The sequence below is a fragment of the Paraburkholderia sp. TE9906 genome, from assembly GCF_056279605.1.
On record NZ_JBWCCT010000003.1, the window covers coordinates 143,244 to 168,400 of the forward strand.

Annotated in this window: 17 protein-coding genes; 6 read left to right on the forward strand and 11 right to left on the reverse strand. The window is 64.7% G+C overall.

The window, feature by feature from the left end; all coding sequences use genetic code 11:
* Positions 1 to 359: 359 nt before the first annotated feature.
* A complete protein-coding gene (locus ACZ9H4_RS08395; protein ID WP_408142278.1) occupies positions 360 to 764 on the forward strand; it encodes a heme-binding protein in 405 nt (134 codons plus the stop codon).
* Positions 765 to 898: 134 nt separating this feature from the next.
* A complete protein-coding gene (locus ACZ9H4_RS08400) occupies positions 899 to 3,073 on the forward strand; it encodes a malate synthase G (protein WP_476118740.1) in 2,175 nt (724 codons plus the stop codon).
* A 181-nt stretch (positions 3,074 to 3,254) separates the two neighbouring features.
* On the opposite strand, the gene galU is transcribed toward ACZ9H4_RS08400, so the two are convergent.
* Positions 3,255 to 4,172, reverse strand: a complete 918-nt coding sequence (gene galU, locus ACZ9H4_RS08405; RefSeq protein WP_408142282.1) for a UTP--glucose-1-phosphate uridylyltransferase GalU — start codon at positions 4,170 to 4,172, stop codon at positions 3,255 to 3,257.
* Between the two features lie 319 nt (positions 4,173 to 4,491).
* The gene (locus ACZ9H4_RS08410; protein WP_175157622.1) at positions 4,492 to 4,635 is read right to left on the reverse strand and encodes a hypothetical protein; all 144 of its coding nucleotides are present in this window, start codon (positions 4,633 to 4,635) and stop codon (positions 4,492 to 4,494) included.
* A gap of 245 nt (positions 4,636 to 4,880) precedes the next feature.
* Between ACZ9H4_RS08410 and ACZ9H4_RS08415 the strand changes: the two genes are divergently transcribed.
* Positions 4,881 to 6,098 carry an acyltransferase family protein gene (locus ACZ9H4_RS08415; RefSeq protein WP_476118741.1) on the forward strand — a complete coding sequence of 406 codons (1,218 nt, stop codon included), beginning with the start codon at positions 4,881 to 4,883 and terminating at the stop codon, positions 6,096 to 6,098.
* A gap of 239 nt (positions 6,099 to 6,337) precedes the next feature.
* Here the strand turns inward: ACZ9H4_RS08415 and ACZ9H4_RS08420 are convergent, their stop codons facing one another.
* From ACZ9H4_RS08420 to ACZ9H4_RS08430, 3 genes are all read right to left on the reverse strand, one after another.
* Positions 6,338 to 8,785 (reverse strand): glycosyltransferase family 4 protein, encoded by a 2,448-nt coding sequence (locus ACZ9H4_RS08420; protein ID WP_476118742.1) that lies wholly within the window; start codon positions 8,783 to 8,785, stop codon positions 6,338 to 6,340.
* On the reverse strand, positions 8,782 to 10,248 hold the full coding sequence (locus tag ACZ9H4_RS08425) for a flippase (RefSeq protein WP_476118743.1): 1,467 nt from the start codon (positions 10,246 to 10,248) through the stop codon (positions 8,782 to 8,784). Before ACZ9H4_RS08425 ends, ACZ9H4_RS08420 begins: the two co-directional genes overlap by 4 nt.
* A gap of 65 nt (positions 10,249 to 10,313) precedes the next feature.
* Positions 10,314 to 12,512: an NHL repeat-containing protein gene (locus tag ACZ9H4_RS08430; RefSeq protein WP_476118744.1), complete on the reverse strand. Its 2,199-nt coding sequence runs from the start codon at positions 12,510 to 12,512 to the stop codon at positions 10,314 to 10,316.
* A 689-nt stretch (positions 12,513 to 13,201) separates the two neighbouring features.
* On the opposite strand from ACZ9H4_RS08430, the gene ACZ9H4_RS08435 reads away from it, so the two are divergent.
* From ACZ9H4_RS08435 to gmd, 3 genes are all read left to right on the forward strand, one after another.
* A complete protein-coding gene (locus ACZ9H4_RS08435; RefSeq protein WP_408152616.1) occupies positions 13,202 to 14,329 on the forward strand; it encodes an acyltransferase family protein in 1,128 nt (375 codons plus the stop codon).
* Between the two features lie 44 nt (positions 14,330 to 14,373).
* Complete coding sequence (locus ACZ9H4_RS08440; protein ID WP_476118745.1) at positions 14,374 to 15,195, forward strand: SGNH/GDSL hydrolase family protein; 822 nt, start codon at positions 14,374 to 14,376, stop codon at positions 15,193 to 15,195.
* Between the two features lie 151 nt (positions 15,196 to 15,346).
* Positions 15,347 to 16,402 (forward strand): GDP-mannose 4,6-dehydratase, encoded by a 1,056-nt coding sequence (gene gmd / locus ACZ9H4_RS08445; RefSeq protein WP_408152614.1) that lies wholly within the window; start codon positions 15,347 to 15,349, stop codon positions 16,400 to 16,402.
* A 253-nt stretch (positions 16,403 to 16,655) separates the two neighbouring features.
* On the opposite strand, the gene ACZ9H4_RS08450 is transcribed toward gmd, so the two are convergent.
* From ACZ9H4_RS08450 to ACZ9H4_RS08475, 6 genes are all read right to left on the reverse strand, one after another.
* On the reverse strand, positions 16,656 to 17,822 hold the full coding sequence (locus ACZ9H4_RS08450) for a glycosyltransferase family 4 protein (protein WP_408142300.1): 1,167 nt from the start codon (positions 17,820 to 17,822) through the stop codon (positions 16,656 to 16,658).
* Between the two features lie 100 nt (positions 17,823 to 17,922).
* Positions 17,923 to 19,152: a glycosyltransferase family 4 protein gene (locus ACZ9H4_RS08455; protein ID WP_408142302.1), complete on the reverse strand. Its 1,230-nt coding sequence runs from the start codon at positions 19,150 to 19,152 to the stop codon at positions 17,923 to 17,925.
* A complete protein-coding gene (locus ACZ9H4_RS08460; RefSeq protein ID WP_408152612.1) occupies positions 19,149 to 20,627 on the reverse strand; it encodes a glucose-6-phosphate isomerase in 1,479 nt (492 codons plus the stop codon). Before ACZ9H4_RS08460 ends, ACZ9H4_RS08455 begins: the two co-directional genes overlap by 4 nt.
* Before the next feature lie 3 nt (positions 20,628 to 20,630).
* Positions 20,631 to 21,851, reverse strand: a complete 1,221-nt coding sequence (locus ACZ9H4_RS08465) for a glycosyltransferase (protein WP_476118746.1) — start codon at positions 21,849 to 21,851, stop codon at positions 20,631 to 20,633.
* 103 nt (positions 21,852 to 21,954) lie between these two features.
* Positions 21,955 to 22,878, reverse strand: a complete 924-nt coding sequence (locus ACZ9H4_RS08470) for a glycosyltransferase family 2 protein (protein WP_408142307.1) — start codon at positions 22,876 to 22,878, stop codon at positions 21,955 to 21,957.
* Between the two features lie 60 nt (positions 22,879 to 22,938).
* The gene (locus tag ACZ9H4_RS08475) at positions 22,939 to 25,137 is read right to left on the reverse strand and encodes a polysaccharide biosynthesis tyrosine autokinase (protein WP_408152687.1); all 2,199 of its coding nucleotides are present in this window, start codon (positions 25,135 to 25,137) and stop codon (positions 22,939 to 22,941) included.
* Positions 25,138 to 25,157 lie beyond the last annotated feature (20 nt).

The window sequence follows — 25,157 nt, forward strand, 5'->3', positions numbered from 1 at the left end:
TTAAAAGGCGTGCCCGTCCCGGCGGTGCCGACTAAATCCTGTCGCTTGCGGACGAAGGCCAGTTCCAGCGGCGCGTTTGACCGCCTGTTGCACGAGGGTTGATGGGGTTTGATTTCGGCGCATCGATCGCGCCTCCCGCTGTGTTCGCCGCGCCGTTGAAAGCCGGCCGCGTGCCGCCGCCGTTTCGTCCAGCCTCGCTTGGACGTAGAATCCCCCAAGCATGGCGCGCCTCGCCTGGCCCGATGCGCGGCCAGAGAGCTGGCGGCCCGAAGCATCCCGGCGATGTACGCGCACGCCGCCGCATCACCGGATAGAACTTGTAGAAGCATCCTTACCATCACCGAGACAGGAATTTCATTATGCTGAGCAAACCCGTGTTGACCGTTGCCGAAACGACCCGCATCCTCGAAGCCGCGCGTGCGGAGGCCGAGAAGAACAAATGGGCCGTCGCGATCGTGGTGGTCGACGACGGCGGTCATCCGCTCGGAATGTTGCGGCTCGACGGCGGTGCGCCGGCCAGCTCGTACATCGCGACGGAAAAAGCGCGCACCGCGGCGATCGGCCGTCGTGAGACCAAGGTCTACGAAGACATGATCAACAACGGCCGCACCGCATTCCTGAGCGCGCCGCTGCAAGGCACGCTGGAAGGCGGCGTGCCGGTGATCGTCGACGGCCAGGTGGTCGGCGCGGTCGGCGTGTCCGGCGTCAAGTCGGATCAGGACGTGCAGGTCGCCAAGGCCGGCATCGCGGCTCTCGCGGCCTGAAGCGTGAAGGCGTCGGCAACGGTGCGCCCGCCTCGATCGAATTGAAGTACCCCGTGGCATCACTCTGGCAATAACTGGCAATCACGCGGACCGATGCCCCCTCATCGGTCCCATTCAGACAGATGGAGCAGTCGATGACTCAGATGAACCCGCGCGGCGGATTGCAGGTCGCCGCCAACCTCGACCAGTTTGTCGAAACCGAAGCCCTGCCCGGCACCGGAATCGACAGCGCCGCATTCTGGTCGGGTTTCGACGCCCTCGTGCACGAACTGGCGCCCAAAAATCGGGCGCTGCTCGCCGAGCGCGACCGCCTGCAAGCCGAACTCGATAGCTGGCATCGCACGAATCCGGGTCCGGTGCGCGATCTGCGCGCGTACCGTGCGTTCCTCGAAGGCATCGGCTATATCGTGCCGGCACCTTCGCGCGTCAAAGCCACGACCGACCAGGTGGACACCGAAATCGCCGAACAGGCCGGCCCGCAACTCGTCGTGCCGCTGTCGAATCAGCGCTATGCGCTGAACGCGGCGAACGCGCGCTGGGGCAGCCTGTATGACGCGCTGTACGGCACCGATGCGATCCCCGAGACCAATGGCGCGCAAAAGCAGCAGGCCTTCAATCCGGTGCGCGGCGCCGCGGTGATCGCCTATGCGCGCAAGTTTCTCGATCAGGCCGCCCCGCTCGCGAACGGCTCGCATGCCGACGCGACGCGCTATCACGTGGAAAGCGGCAAGCTGGTCGTCACGTTGAAGAGCGGCACGAGCGAGTTGGCCAAACCCGCGCAGTTCATCGGTTATCAGGGCGATGAAAGCGCGCCGTCCTCCGTGCTGCTCAAGCACAACGGCCTGCACTTCGACATCCAGATCGACGCGAACGATTCGATCGGCAAGACCGATGCGGCGCATGTGAAGGACGTGGTGGTCGAAGCGGCGGTGAGCACGATCATCGATTGCGAAGACTCGGTCGCGGCCGTGGATGCGGACGACAAGGTGCAGCTCTATCGCAACTGGCTCGGTCTGATGACCGGCGATCTGACCGAACAGGTGACGAAGAACGGCAAGACCTTCACGCGGCGTCTGAACGAAGATCGCGTGTACGTCGCCGCGAATGGCACCGCGCCCGTCGTGCTGCATGGCCGCTCGCTGCTGTTCATCCGCAACGTCGGTCATTTGATGACCAATCCGGCGGTGCTGACGAAGGACGGCCACGAAATTCCGGAAGGCATTCTCGACGCCGTGATCACGACGCTGTGCGCGCTGCACGACCGCAAGCACAAGCTGAATTCGCGCACCGGCTCGATCTACATCGTCAAGCCGAAGATGCACGGCCCGGCCGAAGTCGCGTTCGCGAGCGAGCTGTTCGCGCGCGTCGAAGACCTGCTGCAGCTGCCGCGCAACACGATCAAGATGGGCATCATGGACGAGGAGCGCCGCACCAGCGTGAACCTGCTCGCCTGTATCGCCGAAGCGTCGGAGCGGGTTGCGTTCATCAACACGGGCTTTCTCGATCGCACCGGCGACGAGATGCACTCGGTCATGGAAGCCGGCCCGATGATGCGCAAGGGCGACATGAAGTCGAGCGCGTGGATCGCCGCGTATGAGCGCAGCAACGTGCTGGCCGGTTTGAGCGCGGGCCTGCGCGGCCGCTCGCAGATCGGCAAGGGCATGTGGGCGATGCCCGACCTGATGCACGCGATGCTCGAACAGAAGATCGCGCATCCGAAGGCCGGTGCGAATACCGCATGGGTGCCCTCGCCGACCGCCGCGACGCTGCATGCGCTGCACTATCACCAGGTCGACGTGCAGGCGGTTCAGCAGCAGTTGGAGCGCACCGACTACGCGACGGTGCGCGACGAACTGCTCGACGGCCTGCTGACGATTCCGGTGGTCGAATCCGCGAAGTGGAGCGACGACGAGATTCGCAGCGAGATCGACAACAACGCGCAAGGCATTCTCGGCTACGTGGTGCGCTGGATCGACCAGGGCGTGGGCTGCTCGAAGGTGCCGGACATTCACGACGTCGGCCTGATGGAAGACCGCGCGACGCTGCGCATTTCGAGCCAGCACATCGCCAACTGGCTGCATCACGGCGTGGTGAAGCGCGAGCTGGTCGAAGAGACGTTCAGGCGCATGGCCAAGGTGGTCGACGAACAGAACGCCGGCGACCCGCATTACAAACCGATGGCGCCGGGCTTCGACACCATCGCGTTCAAGGCCGCGCAGGCGCTGGTGTTCGAAGGGCGCCAGCAGCCGAGCGGTTATACGGAACCGCTGCTGCACAAGTTCCGGCTGGAAGTGAAGCAGCAGGGCTAAAGCTGTAGTGGCCTGGCCTCTTCGCTTTCAGTGACGGGCGAAGAGGCCGAAACGACAACGGGCGCCGCGTGATGCGGCGCCCGTTTTCATTTGCGCAGAGCTTTCGTGCGGCGCTGGCGCTCAGCGCGACTGCATGTAACCCGCGCGGTTCAGCAGCGGATCAACCCATCCGCTGAACGACTCAGGCCGCTTCCGCCGTGTACTGCGCCGGCACGCCCGCCGGCTGGTTGTTCTGCATATACGCCTGCAGATACGCTTCGAAATCGGCCTTCACTTCCGGATGGCGCAGTGCGAATTCCACCGTCGCCTTCAGATAGCCGAGCTTGCTGCCACAATCGAAACGCGTGCCGAAATAGCGGTACGCGAGCACCTGCTCTTCGGTCAGCAGCGACTGCACCGCGTCGGTCAGTTGCAGTTCGCCGCCCGCGCCCGGCTTCAACGCGCGGATATGCTTGAAGATGGTCGGCATCAGTACGTAGCGGCCCACCACGCCGAGATTCGACGGCGCATCGTCCGGCGCCGGCTTTTCGACGATGCCCGACAGCTTGATCACGTTGTCTTCCCACTCGCGGCCGTCGACGACGCCATACGAACGGCTGTCTTCGCGCGCAATGGTTTCGACGCCGATCACCGAGCTGTGGTAGTGATTGAAGGTGTCGACGAGCTGGCTCATCACCGGCTTGGAGCTGTGCAGCAGGTCGTCCGCGAGAATGACGGCGAACGGGCTGTCGCCCACCAGTTTTTCGGCGCACAGCACCGCGTGACCCAGGCCGAGCGCTTCGGCCTGGCGCACGTAGAAGCAGTCGACGTTGGCCGGCTTGATGCTGCGCACGAGGTCGAGCAGCTTCTGCTTGTTGCGTGCTTCGAGTTCGGACTCGATCTCATAGGACTTGTCGAAGTGATCTTCGATCGCGCGCTTGCTGCGGCCCGTCACGAAGATCATCTCGGTGATGCCGGCGGCAATCGCTTCCTCGACCGCGTACTGGATCAGCGGCTTGTCCACGATCGGCAGCATTTCCTTAGGACTTGCTTTGGTAGCCGGCAGGAATCGTGTCCCGAGGCCCGCTACGGGAAACACGGCTTTGGTGACTTTCAGCATGGTAGGCATTCCCACATCGGTTAGAAGTTAGTGTGTTCGCGGACCTGGCGGCCAATCGATGTCGCCGGAAAGACTAGCAAAAAAACCCGCGCGTTTCACGTGCGATTTTTTTATCGAATCAACAAAATAAATCGGTTTGCTTTCGTTATGCCGAATAGCAATAAGCACCAGGAAATAATTACATATATCAATTGAATTATTTCCGGTAATTCCGAAAATTTTACGTCTCGAACCAACCGGCCGGCAATGCGCCGGGCGGCGTCGGCACGGCGATGAAGCGCGCCACTGTCACACGCGTTTCATCGATTGTCGTTCCACGTCATTCGTTTTCGTCGACGGGCGGCAGCTTGCCCGGATTCATCCGGTAACGGCGGATCGGCTCGTTGCGCAAGGCCTCGCGGTAAGCGGAGGCGGCGACGAGGATCAGCAGCACGGCAATGCCGGCGAGTAAATGCAGGTTCATGACTTCACCTCTGGTCAAGAAAATCCGTGCTTTAAATTAGCACGACAAAAGCGGTAAATAATTCGTCGCCGCATCTGTTTATGCTCAATTACAATTCGTCACAAAATCGCCGTTCAATTCAATCAAACAGGTAATTTTTTATCGATTTTTTACGGCCGCGGTGCTCTAGCATGTGATCCATCGCGGGCGCGTACGGCGCCCGGCACTTCGCTTTTTCCCGTTCAGCTTCAGAATAAGGACCGCGCATGAGCGACTCAGCACTGGATGCCGCCGGCTCATCCCTGCCCCTTTCCCCGTCTGGCCCTGCTCGTGCGGCCAGCGCCGCCGCGCGTGCATCGGCCGAAGCGCGCGCGGCCAGCGCCGGCAAGGAGCACGTGATCGACGCGATGCGCGGCTTCGCCGCGTTGCTGGTCGCGTATTTTCATTGCCGCCAGGTCGCGTGGGTCGGCATGCAGGCGTTTCATCAGAGCGTCGGCCATTCGTTCAGCTTGAGCGCGATCGCCGCCTATCTGACGTTCCCGATCGCGTGGGGCTCGGCGGGCGTGCCGATTTTCTTCGTGATCAGCGGCTATTGCATTCATCGCGGCGGCGCGCTGCGCCTCGCGGCCAATCCCGCTTACCGGCTCGACGCCGCCAATTTCTGGGTACGCCGTTTCGCGCGCATTTACCCGGTGCTGCTCGCGGCGCTGGTGCTGACCTTCGCGCTCGACTGGTTCAGCCTGCAACTGCCGCCCGTCAGCCACAAGATCCGCGAGATCGGCCTGCAGGCGTTTCTCGTCAACCTGTTCTCGCTGCAAGGCGTGGCCGGCAAGACCTATGGATCGAACGGCGCACTCTGGACGCTGTCGCTCGAGGTGCAGTTCTACGCGATCTATCCGCTGCTCTTCGCCGTGCGCCGGCGCATCGGCATGACGTCGGTGCTGGCGCTCGTCGCCGTGGTCAACGTGGCGTCGGCCTATGTGCTCGAACGCCATGACCTCCAGTTCTTCACGTCGTACTGGTTCTCGTGGACGCTCGGCGCGTGGATTGCCGATGCCAAGGTTCGCAGCGCGCCGCAAGCCCGCTCGTCGACGTGGCTCTATGCGCTGGCCGCGGGCTTTATCGCGCTCGGCTGCGTGGCCTTTCATTTCGGGCAGTACGGTGCGTTCCAGTTGTGGGCGCTCGGCTTCGCGTTCTATCTGTACAAGGCGCTTGCGCGCCGCAACGGGCCGCCGCGCGCAAGCTTCGCCACGCGGCTGCTGTCCCGGTTCGGCGATTTCAGCTTTTCGCTGTACCTGATCCATCTGCCGATTTTCGTGCTGCTGTCGTCGCTGCTGTTCCGCTCGGCGTTGCAGATGTCGATCTGGCCGTCGTTCGGCTATATGCTCGTGGCCGTGCCGGCCGCCTACGTGTTCTACCGGCTGGTCGAACTGCCCGCCATGAAGTGGTCGGCCAGCTTCAAACCGAAAGCCGTGAAGCCGTGAAGCCGTGAAGCCGTGAAGCCGTGAAGCCGCAGCAATAAGTCACGGCACGGCAAAACAGCGATAAAAAAACGGAGCGAAAGCTGCTGACTTTCGCTCCGCTACGCCAACGACAGGAACCGGCCGAGTCCCTGCCTACCCCCGCGTCAAATCTGTGCGCGCCGCAGCGCATCGAACCTGCCTGAACCCGCATCGACAGCGGCGGCCTGAGGGATCGATCCTCCCAGGCCGCCCTGACCCGTTTAACGCCCCGCCACGCGCTTCAGAATTCGCGCGACACCATCGACATAGGTCGCGGTGCCGAAGCGGCTCAGCGCCGTCTGGTAGCCGTTTCTGACCAGCTTGTTGCGCAGGTCGTCGTTCGAGCGCAATTCCGCAAGCGTGTCGGCGAGACTGTGCGCATCGCCGGGCGTGCACATCACGCCGTTCTCGTAGTCGTCGATGATCTCCAGTACGCCGCCCGCGCGGGCCGCCACCACCGGCCGCTGCGCGAGCATCCCCTCGACGATCACTCGGCCGAACGGCTCCGGCGTGATCGACGTATGGACGACCGCGTCGACCGCGCACATGCAGGCCGGAATGTCGTGCTGGAAGCCGAGAAAATGCACCCGGTCGCCGAGGTCGTGCGCGGCGACGAACGCATGCAATTCGCTCTCGTACTGGTCCTCGCCGAACAGTGGCGCGCCGACCAGCACCGCGTGCATCTGCGGATTGAGCACCATCGCTTCGAGCAGCACGTGCTGCCCTTTCCAGCGCGCGAGGCGGCTGAACGAGCCCACGAGGAACGCGTCGCGCGGCAGGTTCAGCCGCTCGCGCAGCGCCGCTTGCGGCACCGCGCGCAACGCGTCGAACGGCTCGGCGGAGATGCCGTTGAAGACGACGTCGATACGCTTGTCGTCGAATTGCGTGAGCTTCGCGAACGCTTGCGCCGATGCCGCCGAGTTGGCGATCACGTGCGTGAGGCCGAACCGCGCGCACCACTTGATGATCGCGAGCTGCTTGCCGCCGAAATGCTCGGGACTCACGATGTCGCGCAGATGCCAGACCACCGGCCGCCTCGCGAGCTTGCCGGCGATCGCGCCGATCACCATCGCGCGCTGCGTGTTCGCGTAGATCACGTGCGCCTTGCGCGCGCGCCTGGCGGTGGCGCGCACGAGCGACAGCAAGCCCTTGAGCGCCGCGCCCTTCGGCAACGAACCGCCCTGCTTCTTCACATGACGCAGCGCGCCGGCATTGAGCACCTCGACCGTCACGCCCGCCTGGTCGAGTGCCGTGCGGAACGGACCGTCGTCGAACAGCACGACCTCGATGCGCGAGCGCAGCGCCTTGACGATCTCCAGCAGCGACAGCTCGGCGCCGCCGAGCACACCGCTTTGATCGACGGCGAGGATGCGCGGCGCGCTCGCGGCGGCGTTTGCCTTGTAGGGGACGTAGGCCGGCAGTTGCGCACTGCGCAAGGCCGGCACCGCCGCGCGCACATGCGCGAAGAAACGTTCGCGGAAATGCGCGGCGGAGAACTGTTCGGCGTTGGCCCGGCAGTCCATCGGCGAAAACCGCTTGATGTGCGTGTCGAAACGCTCGACCGCGGCGATGATCGATTCGGTATCCTGCTCATCGAAGAACATGCCGGTGGGCCGCGGCTCCGACAGATCGCGCACGGTTTCGAGCGCCCCGCCCTTGCCGTAGGCAATCACCGGCGTGCCGCACGCCTGCGCTTCGACCACCGAGATGCCGAAGTCTTCCTCGGCGGCGAACACGAAGGCCTTCGCGCGGCTCATCCGGTCCTTGAGCACCTTGAACGGCTGGTAGCCCATGATCTCGACGTTCGGCCCCGCCTTCGCGCGGATCTTCTCCATGTCGGGACCGTCGCCGATCACGACCAGCTTGCGCTCGGGCATGCGCGCAAACGCCTCGACGATCAGGTCGATCTTCTTGTACGGCACCATCCGCGATGCGGTCAGATAGAAGTCTTCTTTCTCGGTGCACAACGAAAAAGCGTCGACGTCGACCGGCGGAAAGATCACCTGCGCCTCGCGCTGATAGACCTTCTTGATGCGCCGGGCAATGAACTCCGAGTTCGCGACGAAGCCGTCCACCGAGTTCGACGTGCGGATATCCCAGTTGCGGATGTAATGCAGAATCAGCCGCGCGAGCGCCGACTTCGGACCGTTGGTCAGCTTCGACTGCTGCAGGTATTGATGCTGCAGATCCCACGCGTAGCGGATCGGCGAATGCACGTAGCTGATATGCACCTGGTCGGGGCCGGTCAGAATGCCCTTGGCGACCGCATGGCTGCTGGAAATCACGACGTCGTACGCGGACACGTCGAGCTGCTCGATCGCAAGCGGCATCAGCGGCAGATACGAGCGGTACTTGCTGCGCGCGAGCGGCAGCTTCTGGATGAACGACGTCGTCACGGACTTGCCGCGCAGAAAGCTGCGGTCGTCGAGAAAGTCGACGAGACTGAACAGGTCCGCGTCCGGAAAGCACGCGACGATCTGCTCGAGCACTTTCTCCGCGCCCGCATAGGTGACGAGCCAGTCATGCACGATCGCGATGCGCACCGTTTTATCGGCGCGCATCGCGGCGCGGCGCGGCGTGGCCTGCACGCCGGGCACGCTGGTGAGTTCGTCGAGCGCGCTGCGCTTCGCGGGCCGCAGCACGGCTTCTTCAAGGAGGTCCTGGTTCATGCGCTTTTCCTCGGATTCAGTCGCAACAGCAGTGAACGCGCAAGATTGCGCAAGGCGGGGGTCATCGTGATCGACCAGGCGAGATTCGCGCCGACCATCAGTACGCCGGCGGCGATCGCCAGCGCGAGACCCGGCAGGAAGCTCGCGAGCCACAGGCTCGCGAGCAGGAAAGCGAGGTGGGCGAGCATGTCGAGCGCGATCTGGCGGGCGCGGATCGCCGAGAAATGCAGCAGCACCGCGTAGTCGAACAGCGCGCGGCCGGCCACGGCCACCGCCGCGCCGGTCAGCCCGAAATGGGTGATGCCGAGCCACAGAGCCCCTGCAAACAGGGGCAATTCGACGAGACCGACGCGCGCGGCCGTAGCCGGACTGACCTGCGACTGGATCAGGATCCGCGTGACATTCGCCTGGCCGACCAGCCACACGGCGACGATCATGATGCGGCCCACCGGCGCGGCGACCGTGGCGATCTCATTGCCGACCCACAGATGCAGGAACGGTTCGAGCACCAGCATCGCGACCAGCGCGACCGGCGTGAACACGCCATTGAGAAATTCGAGCGACTGCTGCGTGATGGAGTCGGCATCCGCACGGCCTACCGCTGACAAACGCGGAAACAGCGTGCGCACCAGCGCGGTCGGCACGATGTTCAGCCGCGTCACGAGGTTCTGCGGCACCGTGTAGTACGTGACGAAACGCGCGCCGAGACGCGAGCCGAGCATCACGCGATCGAGCGAGTCGGCGATCATCGTGGTGACGCTGGCAATCAGCATCCAGCCGCCGAAATTGAACAACCCCTTGGCCACGCCGAATTGCGGCGGCAGAACGCGGCGGATTTCCAGCACCTTCAGCGCAGAGCGGCCCAGCAGAAGCGCCGCGAGAATCCGCGCGAACACCGCCGCGGCGAGCACGTTCTGCAACGTCGCACCGAGCCACCACGCGGCGCCGAGCGGCAGCAGCTGGAACAGGAACGTGCCGATGGTCTGGTTGGTGTTGTAGACGCCGAAGCGCTCCGCGCCGTTGATTGCGCCGGCGAACACCCACGACACGTTCGCAATCGGAATCGCCACCGCGAGCCACGGCAGCGCCATGTAGACCTCATGCTGCAACTCGGGCGACACCTTGGTGAAATACGCGGTGTAGAGAAACGCGCCGAAATAAATGATCAATCCGCCGATGACCCCGGTCGCGAGATTGAGCCACGTCGCGCTCCAGAACACGCTCGCGCTTTCGTCCTTGTCGCCGGATGCGCGCGCCTTCGAGATGTGATTCTGCGCGGCCATGCTCATGCCGAGATCGAGAATCCCGAAGTAGCCGATCAGCGTCCACACGAGACTGATCACGCCGTAGCGCTCGACGCCGAGCAGCTTGATATACGACGGCACGGTGACGAGCGAGACGAAGGTCGGCAGCACCAGCCCGACGAAATTGATCGTTACGTTCCTGAGAATGCCTTTGTCCATCGGATGCCTTGGGTTGACTGCGTTTGCGTTTGTGGTTGCGTTTGCGTTTGTAGTTGCGTTTGTGGTCACGGTTTCCAGCGGTACATCAACACCTTGCCGCGCGCGTCTTCCTCGACGAATACCAGGTACTCGCCGTCGGCGCGCTTCGCCGCGCTGATGCCGTTGGGCACGTCGACCCAGCCCGACGCGCGCCCCACTTCCGCGCCCGGCCGGATTACGCCGAGTTCGCGCCCGCTGTCCTTGTCCCACACGTGCACCGCGCCGACCGGTTCGACGCCGAAGATGTATTGCCCCTCGACGGTCAGGCCGATGATCGTCGCGATGGGTTTGCTCTGCGTCTGCCACGGCAGCGTGATCACATAGCGCTGCACCGGATTGCCGCTCGACCACTTGTCGTAGCGCACCAGCACGCGCCCCACCTCTTTCCAGAAACCGCGATCGACTGGCGTGTCGGGCGTGTAGCCGGTCACGTACATCGTGTCGGTGGCAGGGTCGTAGATCGCGCGGTGCAGTTCGGTGAACGGCTGGGGCACCGGGTATTGCGTGAGATTCGAATATGAGTAGACGGGATTGCCCTTCGCGTCCAGGCCGCCGAAACGGAAGCGGTAGATGCCCTTCGTGTCGCGCGTGCGCCAGATGTCGCCGTTGGTGTCGACCCACCAGCCCCAGCCGCCCGCGAGCTTCGTGCCCGTCGTGTTGAGCGTGAATTCGTCGCTATCGAAGCGGCCGTTGCCGTTCGTGTCGCGCCAGATCCAGTCGCCGCCCGGCGGCGCATTCGGCACCTTCGCGACCGCGCGCTCGCGGCCCGCGATGAAGCCCGAAGGAATCGCGCTTTCGCCGTCATGCTGAGGATCGAAGCGATAGATCTTCAGATGGTCCGCATACATGTCCGTCAGATAGAGGAAGGTGCGGCCCTTGAGCTTGCGGGCGATCGGCAGGCCCGGGTATTGATCCGTGTGAAAGACCGGGTCGTCGGGATATTTGAAACGGTTAGACAGGAAGCCTACGTATTTCCAATCCTGTCCGGCGGGCTTCGACAGATCGAGCTCGAAGCGCTTGTTGCCGGTGTAGACGCTGTCCGGCCGCGACGGATCGATCCACGCACCATCGACGAACAGCAGCCCCTGCACCTGCCAGTTCTGCTTGCCGTCGGGCGCATAGCTTTCGAGCGTCGCGCCGAGGCCCGCGCCGATCGGCGCGTAGCGCGGGCCGATGCCGTTGGTCGACACGTAGACGTTGCCGCGCGCATCCACGCCGACGCCGGTGAGTCCGTTGAAACGGCGCGGGCCCGGCTTGCCGGCCACGCCGCTGAAAATGCCGCCTTTCTCGCCGAGCGCACCCGACTCCGCATAGCGGCCGTTGCTCTTCGTGAAGAACAGCACCTGCTGGCGCGGACCGTTGTCGGCGATCAGGATGCGGCCTTGCGCGTCGACGGCGAGATCGACCGCGACCGTGTCGGCGGGCAGCGTGAAGTTTTCTTCGATGCGCTGACCGGTGGCCGTGTAATGCTCGATGCGCGCATGTTCGCCGCGCGTGCCGCTCAGCACCCACAGCGTGCCGTCGGGCGCGAGCGCGAGGCGGCCGGGTTCGTGCACGTCCCACGCGGCCTTCTTCTGCATCGATTCGGCGTCGTACACCTCGATGCGGTCGCGCGCGGTATTCGCCGCGTAAAGCGTGGTGTCGTTCGCCGCGAGACCGCCGATTTCAGCGCTCGTACCGGTCGGCACTTCGTTCATCATCAGGAAGCCGGCGGCGAGTTGCGCGTGCGGGTCGGCGGATTTCGCGGCGGGCTGGAACGGTGCGGCGCGTTTCGGATCGGCGATCTGCCGGCGCGAAATGCCGAACCATTGCTTGCCCTTCCCGGGCCACACGCCCTGCTCGACCAGATGACCCTTTTCGTTGCCGACCGCGATCGCCACGAACGCGTATTTGCGATTCACCGCGACCGCGTTGCCGCCGCCATTGCCCCAGCCGTGCGTGCCGCCCGCGAAGCCGAGCATCTTGCCGTTCTGATAGACGCTTGCTTCGGCGCCGCTCTCGTCCCATGGCGCGTTCGTATACACCTTGCCGTCGGGCGCGACGGCGATCGCGGTGATATCGATCTGTGCCCACGTGCCGTCGCCGAAGCCGAAGCTGTTGCCGATCCATGACGTTTTCGCGTTCAACGCGGTCTCCGCGCGCGCCGCGACACTGACCAATCCTGCGGCCAGTGCGGCGGCGCATGCCAATACGGCGAACCAGCTTTTGAACGTGAAACGGGGCAAGGTAGGTCCTCCAGTCAACGCCGCGCTCGGGCACGAGCCCGCGCGACGATACAAAAGTCAGTGATGTGACGGGCCGGGCCGCCGAAAGCCACACAGGAACGTGCGACCGATTCGTGCAGGAAGGACGGCTGCGAAGCAGCGCGCTGATGCGACATTCATTCAGGCGACATTCAGACAACGGCCGGACCCGCCCGCTAGCGCGGCGGCCCACGCACCGTCCTGGACATGCCAGTGCGCACGGCTCCCCGCATGGGTCACCGCCCTGGCCACATTACGCGGAAAAAACACCGCGACGAAAATCGAAAATAATTCAAAAATATTCGACACTTTAAGCATCGTGAAAGAAATCGATTTAAAAATAGATTAAAACGGAACGCATGAACGGCGCGCGTCGCGCGGCACGGTTTCACCCATCCTTACCGATGCCAGGCTGCACTCGCTGCATTTATTACATATTTCCCGTTCGCTACACGGCTCACAAGACAAGCATATAAATCCCGTGGAAATGAATAACGAAACACCCTGTTGCAATCTGATTCATTTATCCAATTCATTCCCGTTTTTTCGCGATTTTCTTTTCCCTAGAATCGATTGCACTTCCGTTGCGACGCGAAGCGAGCGCGCCTGCCCCTTGTGGACTCTCGCGCGACGCTTCGCCCGGCCCATCCGCTACACACCATGGACGGTTCATGACTGCCAGCGCATTGCCCCTCGCGCCCTCCCATTCCCGCATCGTGCAGCTCGACGGCTTGCGCGCCATCGCCGTGCTCGCGGTGTTCGCGCAGCACGCATTGAAAGCGCCGCTGTGGATGGGCGTCGATCTGTTTTTTGTCCTGAGCGGCTTTCTGATCAGCGGCATCCTGCTCGATCGCAAGGACCGCGGGCAATCCTATTTCCGCTACTTTTACGCACGCCGCGCGCGGCGCATCCTGCCGCCGTATCTGTTGCTGATGGTGGTGTCGTCGCTGCTGTTCGGCCTCGCGTGGGCGCAGCATTGGTACTGGTATGCGTTTTTCGCGACCAATATCGGCGACGCGCTCAATCAGAGCGGTCACGACAGCCTCAACGTGCTGTGGTCGCTCGCGGTCGAAGAGCAGTTCTATATCTTCTGGCCGTTCGTGATCCTGCTTGTGCCCGAGCGTCTGCTCGGCTACGTGGCGGCCGCGCTCATCGTACTGGTGCCGGTGCTGCGCGCGGTGGCCACGCCCTGGTTCGACTCGTTCTGGCCCATCTATTACCTGACGCCGTTCCGCATGGACCTGCTCGCGGCCGGCGCGCTGCTCGCGGTGGCGGTGCGGCGCGACCGCCACGCGCTCGAGCCGTTCAAATGGCTCGCGGTGCTCGGTTTCTTCGCCGCGCTGGCCGTGCTGGCGTGGCTGCATCTGCACTTTCCGCGGTTTCGCGCGGCCAATACGCCGTTGTCGAATGCCGGGCTCTACAGCGTTTCGTTGGTGCTTTGTACTTCCGTCGTGGTCATCGCCCTTCAAAGCAAGGGCATCGTCAAACGGCTGCTGTGCAATCCCGTGCTGGTCTATATCGGCACCATCAGCTACACGATTTACCTGATTCACCTGAGCGTGCTGTACGTGCTGTGGCCGCTGCATCTGAACCGTTATCTGACCGCCGGGTGCGCCCTCGCGATCACGCTCGCCTACGCGAGCATCACATGGTTCGCGTTCGAGAAGCGGTTGATTTTCGGTGCACGCGGCAAGAAACAGGCGCATGTGCCAGGCCATGCGTCGGCTCAGACGCAGACGCATGCGCCGTCCGGCAGCAGTGTCGCGCGAGCGGGCACTGCGCCGCAAAGCCGCGCATGAGACGCCGTGGAGACCTTGCCGCGAGCCTGAGGGCCGCGGCTCCCATGTCGAGTGCACGTGTTGGCTTGCCCGTGCGCGCATGGACCGCTGCGCTGACCGGCTCGCTGGCGATGGCACTCGCATGCGGGCCCATGACCTGCGCAGCCGGCACAAACGCGGCGCAAACGCCGCAAACGCCGCAAACGCCGCAGACACAAGCGCAAGAGCAAGAGCAAGAGCAAACGCAACGGCAAGTCCAGATCGACGCCTACGGCGATTCGACCACGCTCGGTATCACCTGCAACGACGGCCACTGCGGCCCACAGCCGCAAAACGCCGTGTCCTATCTGCAGGAAGAACTGAACGCGCATCACGGCGATCGCGTACGCGTCACGAATTTCGGCGTAGGCGGCACGATGGCCGTGCAACTGCGCGACGGCACCGGCAATCGCCGCGCCGGGCCGACCGCCGGTCTGCCATGGCGCGAACGCCTCGCGGCCTCGCCCGCGCAGATCGTGTTGATCAACTACGGCATCAACGAAGTGATGCAGAACCAGACGCCCGAGCAGTTTTACGCGGCTGAAACGGAGCTTGTGAAAACCGCCCGCGCGCTCGGCAAGCAGGCGGTTCTGCAAACGTCGAACCCGATGCCGGACAACCGGCTCAACGCGCGGCTCGCCGCGATGGTCCCGATGACGCGCCGCGTGGCCGCCGAACAGCAGGTGCCGCTCGTCGATCAGTTCGCTTACGTCAGCAGTCTGCCCGACTGGAAGACGCTGATGTCGGATGGCGCGCATCCGAAGCCGGGGCTCTACCGGCTCAAGGCCGAACAGGATTATCAGGTCGTCGACCCGCTGGTGCGGCGGCTGCTGGACGACACGCTCTGAAGCGCTTTTTTCAGGCGCGCTTCACGAGGTCCGCTTCATGACGCAGATGAATCGTGCTTCCGAAATGCGCTTCCGAGTGTGCCGATGAAATGCGCCCTGGCGGGTGCGAATGCTTCTTCCTTTTTTCTTTTACCAATATCGAAGGCAAGCCATGAGCCAACCACACAGCCAACCACGCAAAGCGATCATCACCGGCGTATCCGGACAGGACGGCGCCTATCTGACCAAACTGCTGCTCGAAAAGGGCTATCACGTGACCGGCACGTACCGGCGCACGAGCTCGGTCAATTTCTGGCGCATGCGTGAGCTCGGCGTGCTCGATCATCCGAATCTGCGTCTGGTCGAACACGATCTGACCGATCTCGGCTCGACGTTGCGCCTGCTCGAAGGCGCGCAGGCCGACGAGCTGTACAACCTCGCCGCGCAGAGCTTCGTGGGTGTCTCGTTCGATCAGCCCGTGACCACCGCGGAAGTGACCGGCGTCGGTGCGCTGAATCTGCTCGAAGGCCTGCGCATTCTGAGCCCGAAGACGCGCTTCTACCAGGCGTCGACGTCCGAGATGTTCGGCCTCGTGCAGGCGGTCCCGCAGCGCGAGAGCACGCCCTTCTATCCGCGCAGCCCGTATGGCGTCGCCAAGCTGTTCGCGCACTGGTCGACCATCAACTATCGCGAGTCGTACAACCTGTTTGCCAGCAGCGGGATTCTGTTCAATCACGAATCGCCGCTGCGTGGCCGCGAATTCGTCACGCGCAAGATCACCGACACGGTCGCGAAGATCAAGCTAGGAAAAGCGGACGTACTGGAACTCGGCAATCTGAGCGCGCAGCGCGACTGGGGCTTTGCGCTCGAATACGTCGAAGGTATGTGGCGCATGCTGCAGGCCGACACGCCGGATACCTTCGTGCTCGCCACCGGCCGCACGGAGACGGTTCGCGATTTCGTGCGCATGGCGTTCAACGCCGCGGGTTATCAGATCGAATGGTCGGGTAAGGACGAGCGCGAGACCGGTATCGATGTCGCGACCGGCAAGACGCTGGTGCGCGTGAATCCGAAGTTCTACCGCCCGGCCGAAGTCGATTTGCTGATCGGCAGCGCGGACAAGGCGCGCGACACGCTCGGCTGGCAGCCGCAGACCACGCTCGAACAGTTGTGCCACATGATGGTTCATGCGGATATTGGGCGCAATGAGCATCACGAGACGTTCTGAGCCGATGTAAGGATGCGCGGCCGCAGCGCCGGCCGCGTGCAGCGGCGCAAGGATCGTCGGTAAAGAACGTCCATGCAAAAGACGCGAGGCTTGATCGTCATGATTCAAGCCTCGCGTCTTTTTGCTTCCTGGGCGAAGCGAGCAGCGCTGCGCCACGTTCTTCGGGCCGCACGCGCGTGATGCGCGCGAGCCACAAGTGGGGCGAGGGGCCGCCGCGTCAGCGCACGAGCGGCAAGCTCATCGCCCCATCAACTCAATGCACCCCACCCGCCCCAATCGCCTCGCTGTACACCGACGCCACACGCTTCGCGATCACCGAGTTATCGAAGTTCTCACGCGCATAACGGCGGCACGCATCCGCATCCGGCAACTTGAGCGAGCCGTTCAACGCACCTGCAAGACCATCTGCAATTGCCTGCGCGCCCGTCTCCGGCAGCACCAGATTCGGCGACAACCCCGCCACCGCTTCAGGCAAGCCACCGACCGGCGTCACCAGCACCGGCGTACCCGATGCGAGCGATTCGACGGTGATGAGACCGAAGCCTTCGAGCGCGACCGTCGGCACCACGCTGATGTTCGCCGCCCGATACAACGCAGCCAGATGCTGATCGGGCACGAAACCCAGCAGCTTGACGTTGTCCTCCAGCCCAGCTTCGCTGATGCGCGCCTGCAACTCGCCTTCGAGCCGCCCCTTGCCCGCAATCAGCAGCAGCACGTCCGGCGCGCTGCGCTTGAGCAGCTTCACCGCGTCGATCAGATCTTCGAGACCCATACGGCGCACGAGGCGCCGCACCGCCAGCACGATCGGCCGGTCCTGCGGCAGTTGCAGCCGCAGGCGCGCCTCGGCCGGCGTGATCGGCAGATTGAACTGCTCGACGTCGACGCAACCGGGCACCACGCGCACGCGATCCGGCGCGATCCGGTAGCGCGAGGTCAGAATCTTGCCGAACGCCTCCGACAGCACGATCAGCCGCGACGAGCGCGCATACACCGACTGCTCCAGATAGCGCTTCGCGCGCTGGCCGAGCGAATCGGCGCCTTCGACGTGGCTCTCGTCGGCCCACGGCCCCTGAAAATGCGACACCTGCGGAATGCCGCGCGTCACGTCGAGTCCCGGAAACGTGTACAGCGCGAAGTGCGAGGAGATGACGTCCGGGCGCGAAGTGCTGATTTCCTGGCGCAGCGCACGGCGTGCCGCCATCAGCCGCAACGGCAGCGATTGCGCGGCCGAGCCGAAGCCGTTGATGGCGCCGCCGGTGTCCGCCGCCACTTTCGGCGAGCCGGCCACCACGCCGCGCACCGCGACGCCCGCGCCCGGCAGCGCGCCGACCAGCGAGTAGTACATGCGGTCGAGGCCGCCCGCGCGTTCGGGAAACCAGTGCATCCCGATCTGCAGCGATTTGATTGAGCTCGTCGTCATGGTTATTGCCCCTGTGCGTTCTGAGAGTTGTGTCGATGAAGCGCTGAATGCAGCGAATGCGTGGCGTGGCGCAACACGCGCCGTGCCGCTGCGGCATCCGTCATTCCGCGCTCTTCTGTCCAGCCAGCGTGTTCAGCGTCAGCGCGTCGGTCTTCGCGACCACCGCCGCTTCCGCTTCGCTGCGCCGGCGGTTTTCCTGCTGGCCGGCCAGTTGCCGGTACAGCGCGATGTATTGTTCGGCCATGCGCGCCCAGCCGAAGCCGGTGGCGAGCTGGTTGGCGGCGACACCCATCGCGCGGCGCGCATCGTCGTTATCCGCGAGACGCGCGACCGCCCCGGCGAGCGCCTTGGGATCGTCCGGATCGTCGAGCACGATCCCGCAATCGGGCGTGATGATTTCGGCGCCGCCCGCGGTGCGCGCGGTGACCACCGGCAAGCCGGCCGCCATCGCTTCGAGCAGCGACAGACTCATCGCTTCGTAGCGCGAAGGAAACACGAACGCGTCGACCGAATGCATCAGCACCGGCATCTCCTTCACGAGGCCGAGAAAATGCACGCGGTGCGCGATGCCGAGCGCCTTCGCCTGTTCCGGGTACGGACTGCCCGGCAAAAAACCGGCCACCGCGATCTGCACGTGCTCCGGCAAGTGCTTCAAAGCGGCCAGCACGGTGCCGAGATTCTTGCGCGGCGTGCGCAGATCGCCGACGAATAGCAACAGGAACGCATCCTTCGGCAAGCCGAATTTCTCGCGGTTACCCGTGGCCGCCGCGAAACCTTGCGTGTCGACGCCGTTGTAGATCACGTCGACGCGGTTATGCGGCGTGAGCCCGATCGCGCGGATTTCGTCGGCGACCTTTTGCGACACCGCCGTGATCACCTTCGAGCGCCGGTAGGCCCAGCGTTCGAGCAGCGCATTGCAGCGCGTATACACCGACTGATACGCGGACCACATCCCCTTCGTGAGACCGAACGGATAGTACTTGCTGCCGAACCAGCCGCTATGCACGAAGTGCGACGTGTTGACGTCGGCGGGCATCCACGTGATGAAGCCGTTCACGTGCAGCACGTCGTATTCGCGGCGATGCGCGCGCAGCCACATCGCGCTCTTGAACGCGAACACCTGCTGGCGCAGCAGATTGGTGGGCCACCAGCGGCCGATCTTCACCGGCGCCCAGCGGACGTTCGGATGCGCGAGCAGCTCGGGCGCGACGTGCGACGCGACCAGCGTGACGCCGATGTTCTCGTCGAGGGCGGCACGCGCGATCTCGTGGTTGACGCGCCCCTGGCCGTCGTTATGGCGCACTACGTGCGTGACAATGGCGACTCTCAATCCGTGCCTCCGTGGAGAAATAACGTGCGTCGGCGGTTCATCTTGTCGTGATGGACCGCGGAAAGAATCGAAAAAACACTCATGAAAAGCAGCAGACCGCCGGTGCCGACCAGCGAGTTGGTGAACACCAGCATCGCGAAGGTCGCGAGGCTCAGGCTCAGGCACGCGGACACGAACTTGTCGTCGCGCAACCTGAACGACGCGAGTACCGCGCGCATGAGCAGCCAGACGATGCCGGACATGTACAGCAGCGTGCCGGGCCAGCCGAGCACGAACGGGATGTTCATCACGCCGCTGTCGAAGTTGCCGTACTGGCCCAACTGGCCGCCGTCGTTCGACAGCTTGGTCGAGGTGCCGGTCGCGCCCATGCCCTCGCCGGCCACGTCGGTGAACGCGGTCTTCGCGAAGGTCGCGTAGAACTCGTTGCGCGCGGCGTAGCTCTGGTCGTCGTTCAGGTTGACGATGGTGGTCAGGCGCGCCTGCATCCGCTCGGCCACCGGGCCGACCGCCAGCAGCGGTACGCACAATCCGGCCAGCAGCACCGCGCTCGCGACGATGCGCAAGCGCACCTTGTTGTTCGACTTGACGAGCTGGATCAGGAGCGCGATGACCCAGCCGCCCCAGGTCGAGCGCACGAGGCTCAGCGCGAACGAGAAGAAGCCGAGCGCCGCGGCGATCCAGCGCACGCGGTGGGTGGCCGCCATCACGAAGACCATCGCGCCCATCATCGCGAACGCGAACGGTCCCGACGAATTCATCGTGCTGAACACGCGCACGCCCATCGGCACCGGGTCGCCTTGCGAGTTCATCTGCGAGCCGAGCATCCACAGCGCGTCCCACTGCGGCATGATGAAGAACTGGATCAGGCCGTAGCCGCCCATCACGAGCATGCCCCAGATGAACGTGTTGACGATCGTGTCGCGGTACTGCGGATACTGGCGCGTGTGCGCCATGATGTGAAAGCCGATCAGGATCGGATACAGCCAGTTGGCGAGGTCATAGGTGGCCGCGAGCGGCCCGCTCGACATCACGCCGACCATGAACGCATAAGCGAGCCCCAGGAGGACCAGCAGCACCGGCAGGCCGCGCCGCTGCGCGAGCAGCTTGTAGTAACGCAGCAGCGACAGCGCGCTGATCATCGTGACCGCGAGCGGCGCGACCTGGATCAGGCTGGTCGGCGTGAACGAGCCCTTGGACCAGTCGGCCAGACGCCGCACTTCCGGGCTCAGGAACCACAGCCACCACATGAAGCCGATGTAGCGCGCCGGGCTCTTGAAGTACAGCCACAGGCCCGTCAGGATCGCGAGCACCGGGAACGCGAGCGTGAGCACCGTGCCCTGATGCGCGACGATCAGCACCGCCGTGATCAGCCACAGCAACAGCGGCGGCAGCCATTCCTGCGGGCCGCCGGACAGCAGCCGCGCCGTCCCTTTTGGGGCGGCGTCGGTGGCGTGGGCTCGCGCAATCGTGGACATCGTTCAGAGGCCTCCGCGTGATTCGCGCGCGGCAGCGCGAGCGGGTTGTGCCTGCTGCGGTGCCTGGGCCTGCCTGGGCGCGCGCGCCTGGGCCGCTTGCGTGTGCTCTTGTGCCCGTGCCTGGGTTTGCGTCTGACCCTGCGCACGCGCACGCAGCATGTCGCGCGTGATCCGCACGTGCTGCATCGCGTAGTGCTGCGTCGTCAGATCCCGCGACAGCAATCCGGCAGCCGCCGCCTGCGCCTGGCGCAACGCTTCGGCTGGCGACGCGACGAGCCGGTCCACCGCCTCGCGCAGTGCCTGCGGATCGAACGGCGGGATATAGGCCGCTTCGTCCGCCGGAAAATAATCCTGCAGCGCGCCGACGTTCGTCACCACCATCGGCTTGCCGACGGCCGCCGCTTCCAGCATCACGGTGATGCCCGACGCGTGCGAATTCGGCCGCAGCGGCACGACGATCACGTCGGCCCACTCGTACAGCTCATGCTGCTTCCTGATGCCCGAGAACAGCGCGATCTCGACATTCGGCGCGCGCAGCGACGCGGGAATTCGGCGCCGCGTCGCGAGCTTCACCGTGTAGCGCGAGTCGTTGCCGAACGCCTTGATGAGCGTCTCCCAGTCGCGGTCGCGATCGTTGCCGATCGCAGCGATGCGCAGCGGCGTATGCGGCATCCATTGCGCCGGCGCGCTGACCGGAAAGTCCTGCGTGTTCAGGCCGTACAGCAGCGGCCGCGCGTCGCGGCCGAAATAGCGCTGGCATAGCTCGGCGTTTTCGCTCGCGAGCGTGGTCAACTGATCGGCGCGGCGCATCAGCTTGCGATACAGCCAGCTACGAAAAATCCCATACGAAGGCCACTTGTCGAGCAACCACACGCTTTGTGCGAGCAGCAGCGGCGATGCGGCGGGGCCTGGCTTGCGGCCGCTCAGCAGCAGCATCAGCGCGGCCGACAGCCATTCCTGCTCGGTGTGCGTCCAGATCACGTCGGAGCGCAGCATCTCGGCGCGATTGCGCCACGTGTGGATGAAGTCGAAGCCCAGCAGCGCCTTCAGCGCGCGGCGCGCGAGGCGCACCGGCTTGCCTTCGCGCGCGTCCTGCGAATAGGTCAGCCTGAACTCGTCGGACTCCGCGTGGTGATAGCCGTACAGGCAGCCGATGTTGTCGCCCGGCCGGTAAAAACGCGGGTCCGCGCCGTAAAACAGATGAACGTGAACTTTCGTACTCATGCAGACACTCCGCTCTGCCGGTGGAAAGAGGCATCGGCGGCCCTGACGTTGGTCTGGGGCCAATGCGCGAACATGGGGGACGCGGTGGCGCTTGCGGGGCTGCTCACGAGAGCGCCCGGCGCGCTTCATGCGCGCCCGTGCGCACCGCGCGCCAGCGCGAGAGCTTCAGCCCCGCCTGCTTCGACACCAGCGCGAGCGCCGCATGCGTGAGTCCCGGATAGACCCGCGTGCCGACCAGCGTCCACCACCACCACGCGGCCTCGCGGCGCAGCGGCGGCAACTGGTCGCGCAGGATCAGATGGAAGTTGAACGCGGCGTTGCGCAACGCCGTCATGGTTTGCGCGTCGCGGCGGTCTTCGTCGAAACGTTCGGCGGGAAAGTGATCGACCGCCACGCGCGGGTCGTACATCAGCTTCCAGCCGGCATTTCTCACCGCGAGGCTGAACGCCATGTCGTTGTGGACCTGCGCGCCCGCGCCGCGCAAGCGCGCGTCGAAGCGGATCGTGCGCACCGCGTCGCGCCGGTAGCTCATGTTGGCGCCCTTCAGGATGTCGACTTCGCGTGCGCCGCCGACCCCGAGATGATGATTGCCGATGATCTTGCCGTGCGCGGTGACCTTGCCCACCAGTTCCCGCTCGCCGTCGAGCACGCGGCCCTTCTCGTGCACCCAGTCGCGCCCGCCGAGCGCGCCGAGACGCGCGTCGCTCTCGAATGCGGCCGCGATCCGTGCGACCCAGTCGACGTGCGGCGCGGCGTCGTCGTCGGTGATCGCGATCACGTCGCCGCTCGCGGCATCGAGCCCGCGATTGAGCGCCGCGACCTGGCCCGGCACTTCGATCGGCGCGATCACGAGCGCCAGCTTGCCCGGCACGGCCGGATCGCGCAGACACCTATGCGTCGCGTCGTCGTCGGCGCGCGCCACCACCACCACTTCGTCGGGCGCGCGCGACTGCCGTTGCAGCGCCGCGAGGCAGCGCACCAGATCGGCCGGGCGGCGGTATGTCGGAACCAGTACCGTCACTTTCATCGTCATGTCCTTTTTATCTTCGTTGCGCTGGAGACTGAGCAGGCGGAGCGCGGGCTGCGCTCAGGTGCTCAGATATTCCTGAACCGCCGCGTAGCTGCGGTCGTAGCCGCCGCGCGAGCGCGCCGGCATGCCGTTGAAAATGCCGCCCTGCACGTGCACGCCGGCGGCGCGCAGGCGCTTCAGCGCATCGGCGATCTCGCCTTCGCTGTGCACGCCCGAGCGCATCACGAAGAAGGTCGAGCCGGCATACGCGCCGATGATCGACGCATCGGTCACGGCCAGCACCGGCGGTGTGTCGATCAGGATCACGTCGTAGCGCTTGGCGAGCCCGTCGAGGTATTGCGGCAGACGCGGCGACATCAGCAGCTCCGACGGATTCGGCGGACGGCGGCCGCACGCGATGAAGCTCAGGTTCTCCACGTTCGAACTGCGGATCGCTTCTTCGAGTGAGATCTGGCCGCTCAGCAATTCGGACAGGCCGTTATCCTGCGGGCCGCCCAGGCAGCGTTCGAGCACGCCGCGCCGCATGTCGCCGTCGATCAGCAGCACACGCTTGCCCGAGTGCGCGAGCAGCACTGCGAGGTTGACCGTCAGGAAGCTCTTGCCGACCCCGGCCATCGGACCGGTCAGCATGACAATGCTGTTGCGCGCGTCCATCATCGTGAACTGCATCGAGGTGCGCAGGCTGCGCAGGCTTTCGATCGTCACGTCCTTCGGACGCGCGTTCGCCAGCACCGAGCGCAGACGCTCGCCGCCGCGCTGGAACGCGCTTTCGAGTTGCGCCTGCTCGGCGCTTTGCGGCACGAGCCCGAACACCGGCAGATGGAACGCACGCTCGATGTGATCCGGGTCGTCGATGCCCTTGAACATATTGCGGCGCAGGAACACGAAACCGGTGCCCGCGATCAGCCCGAGAATCACCGCGGCCGACAGGATCAGCATCTTCTTCGGCTTGACCGGTGCGCCCGGACGCAGCGCCGCGTCGACGATATGCACGTTGCCGCCCGTGCCCGCCTTCTGCACCGACAACTCCTGCACGCGGTTGAGCAGCAGCACGTAGATGTCTTCAGCGACCTTCGCGTCGCGCTGCAACTGCACCGCCTTCACTTCGGTGGCCGGCAGATCGCGGAAACGGTCCGCGTATTTGGCGCGCTGAGCCTGCAGCTCGGCCATCTGCTCACGCGCGGCCTTGAGCAGCGGATGGTCGTCGCCGTAACGCTCGGTCAGCTGTGCCATCTGCAGACGCAGGCCGGCGATCTGCTGTTCGTACTGCACGCTGCCTTCGAGGTACACCTTGGCCTCGTCGCTCGCGTTGATCGAGCCGGACTGGCGCTGATACGCGGTCAATGCCGCTTCGGCGCGCTCCAGATCGGACTTCAGGCGCGGCTCCTCGCTCTTCAGGAAGTCGAGCATGCGGATCGCGTCTTCCTGCTTGTTCGAGACGTGCTGGCGCACGTACGATTGCGCGAGCGCGTTGGCGACCAGCGCCGCGTGTTCGGGGCTCTTGTCTTCCAGCGAGATCTGGATCACGCCGGTCTGCTTGCCCTGCTCCTGCACGGTGATGGCCGACTGGAACGCGGTGATCGCGTCGAGGTCGTTGGCGCGCATCACCGTGAATTCCTGGCCCGGACGCGCGACCAGACTGTTCACGAGCATCGTCACGCCGCCGCCTTGCGCCTGTTGCCCGACCTGACCGCGCAGCAGCAGCGCGCCGTTGGGTGCGAACAACTCGTAGTGCTGCTCGTCGATCACGCGCAGATTCAGCTTCTGGCCTTCGAGCGCGGGCGTCACGTCGATGGAATCGAGGTCGACGGATTCGCCGCCCCATGCGTACGACGTCAGCCCCAGCCACGGCCGCGCCGGCTGGCCGGGCGTAGCGAGGCGCGCGGCGATGCTGCCGAGCAGCGGCACCGTCTTCGGCGTGACGCTGAAGTTCAGCTTCAATTGCTGCACCACCGGACCGACCACGCCGCGGCTCTTGATGATTTCGATTTCGGCGTCGGTCGGCAGCGAGGTCGAGCCGCTCGTGATCGCGGCGCCCGTCTGCGTCTGCGTGAGCGCCTGCGACGTGTTGTCGGACTGCTCGACGCGCACGTGCGCATCGGCCGAATAGATCGGCTTCGCGAGGTAGCAGTACGCGACGGCCATCGCGATGATCACGCCGGCGATTGCAAGCAGCCACCAGATGTCGTCGATGATCACCTGCACCAGTTGCCCGAGGACGATGTCCTCTTCTTCGGTCTTGATCGGACCGGCCATGTGTGGAGAGATTTGATTGC

Coding starts and splice junctions, on each gene's coding strand:
- gmd (WP_408152614.1), top strand. CDS start 15,347: ATGAGCCAACCACACAGCCAACCACGCAAAGCGATCATCACCGGCGTA.
- ACZ9H4_RS08470 (WP_408142307.1), bottom strand. CDS start 22,878: ATGAAAGTGACGGTACTGGTTCCGACATACCGCCGCCCGGCCGATCTG.
- ACZ9H4_RS08435 (WP_408152616.1), top strand. CDS start 13,202: ATGACTGCCAGCGCATTGCCCCTCGCGCCCTCCCATTCCCGCATCGTG.
- ACZ9H4_RS08475 (WP_408152687.1), bottom strand. CDS start 25,137: ATGGCCGGTCCGATCAAGACCGAAGAAGAGGACATCGTCCTCGGGCAA.
- ACZ9H4_RS08395 (WP_408142278.1), top strand. CDS start 360: ATGCTGAGCAAACCCGTGTTGACCGTTGCCGAAACGACCCGCATCCTC.
- ACZ9H4_RS08465 (WP_476118746.1), bottom strand. CDS start 21,851: ATGAGTACGAAAGTTCACGTTCATCTGTTTTACGGCGCGGACCCGCGT.
- ACZ9H4_RS08440 (WP_476118745.1), top strand. CDS start 14,374: ATGTCGAGTGCACGTGTTGGCTTGCCCGTGCGCGCATGGACCGCTGCG.
- ACZ9H4_RS08460 (WP_408152612.1), bottom strand. CDS start 20,627: ATGTCCACGATTGCGCGAGCCCACGCCACCGACGCCGCCCCAAAAGGG.
- ACZ9H4_RS08420 (WP_476118742.1), bottom strand. CDS start 8,785: ATGAACCAGGACCTCCTTGAAGAAGCCGTGCTGCGGCCCGCGAAGCGC.
- ACZ9H4_RS08410 (WP_175157622.1), bottom strand. CDS start 4,635: ATGAACCTGCATTTACTCGCCGGCATTGCCGTGCTGCTGATCCTCGTC.
- galU (WP_408142282.1), bottom strand. CDS start 4,172: ATGCTGAAAGTCACCAAAGCCGTGTTTCCCGTAGCGGGCCTCGGGACA.
- ACZ9H4_RS08415 (WP_476118741.1), top strand. CDS start 4,881: ATGAGCGACTCAGCACTGGATGCCGCCGGCTCATCCCTGCCCCTTTCC.
- ACZ9H4_RS08450 (WP_408142300.1), bottom strand. CDS start 17,822: ATGACGACGAGCTCAATCAAATCGCTGCAGATCGGGATGCACTGGTTT.
- ACZ9H4_RS08425 (WP_476118743.1), bottom strand. CDS start 10,248: ATGGACAAAGGCATTCTCAGGAACGTAACGATCAATTTCGTCGGGCTG.
- ACZ9H4_RS08400 (WP_476118740.1), top strand. CDS start 899: ATGACTCAGATGAACCCGCGCGGCGGATTGCAGGTCGCCGCCAACCTC.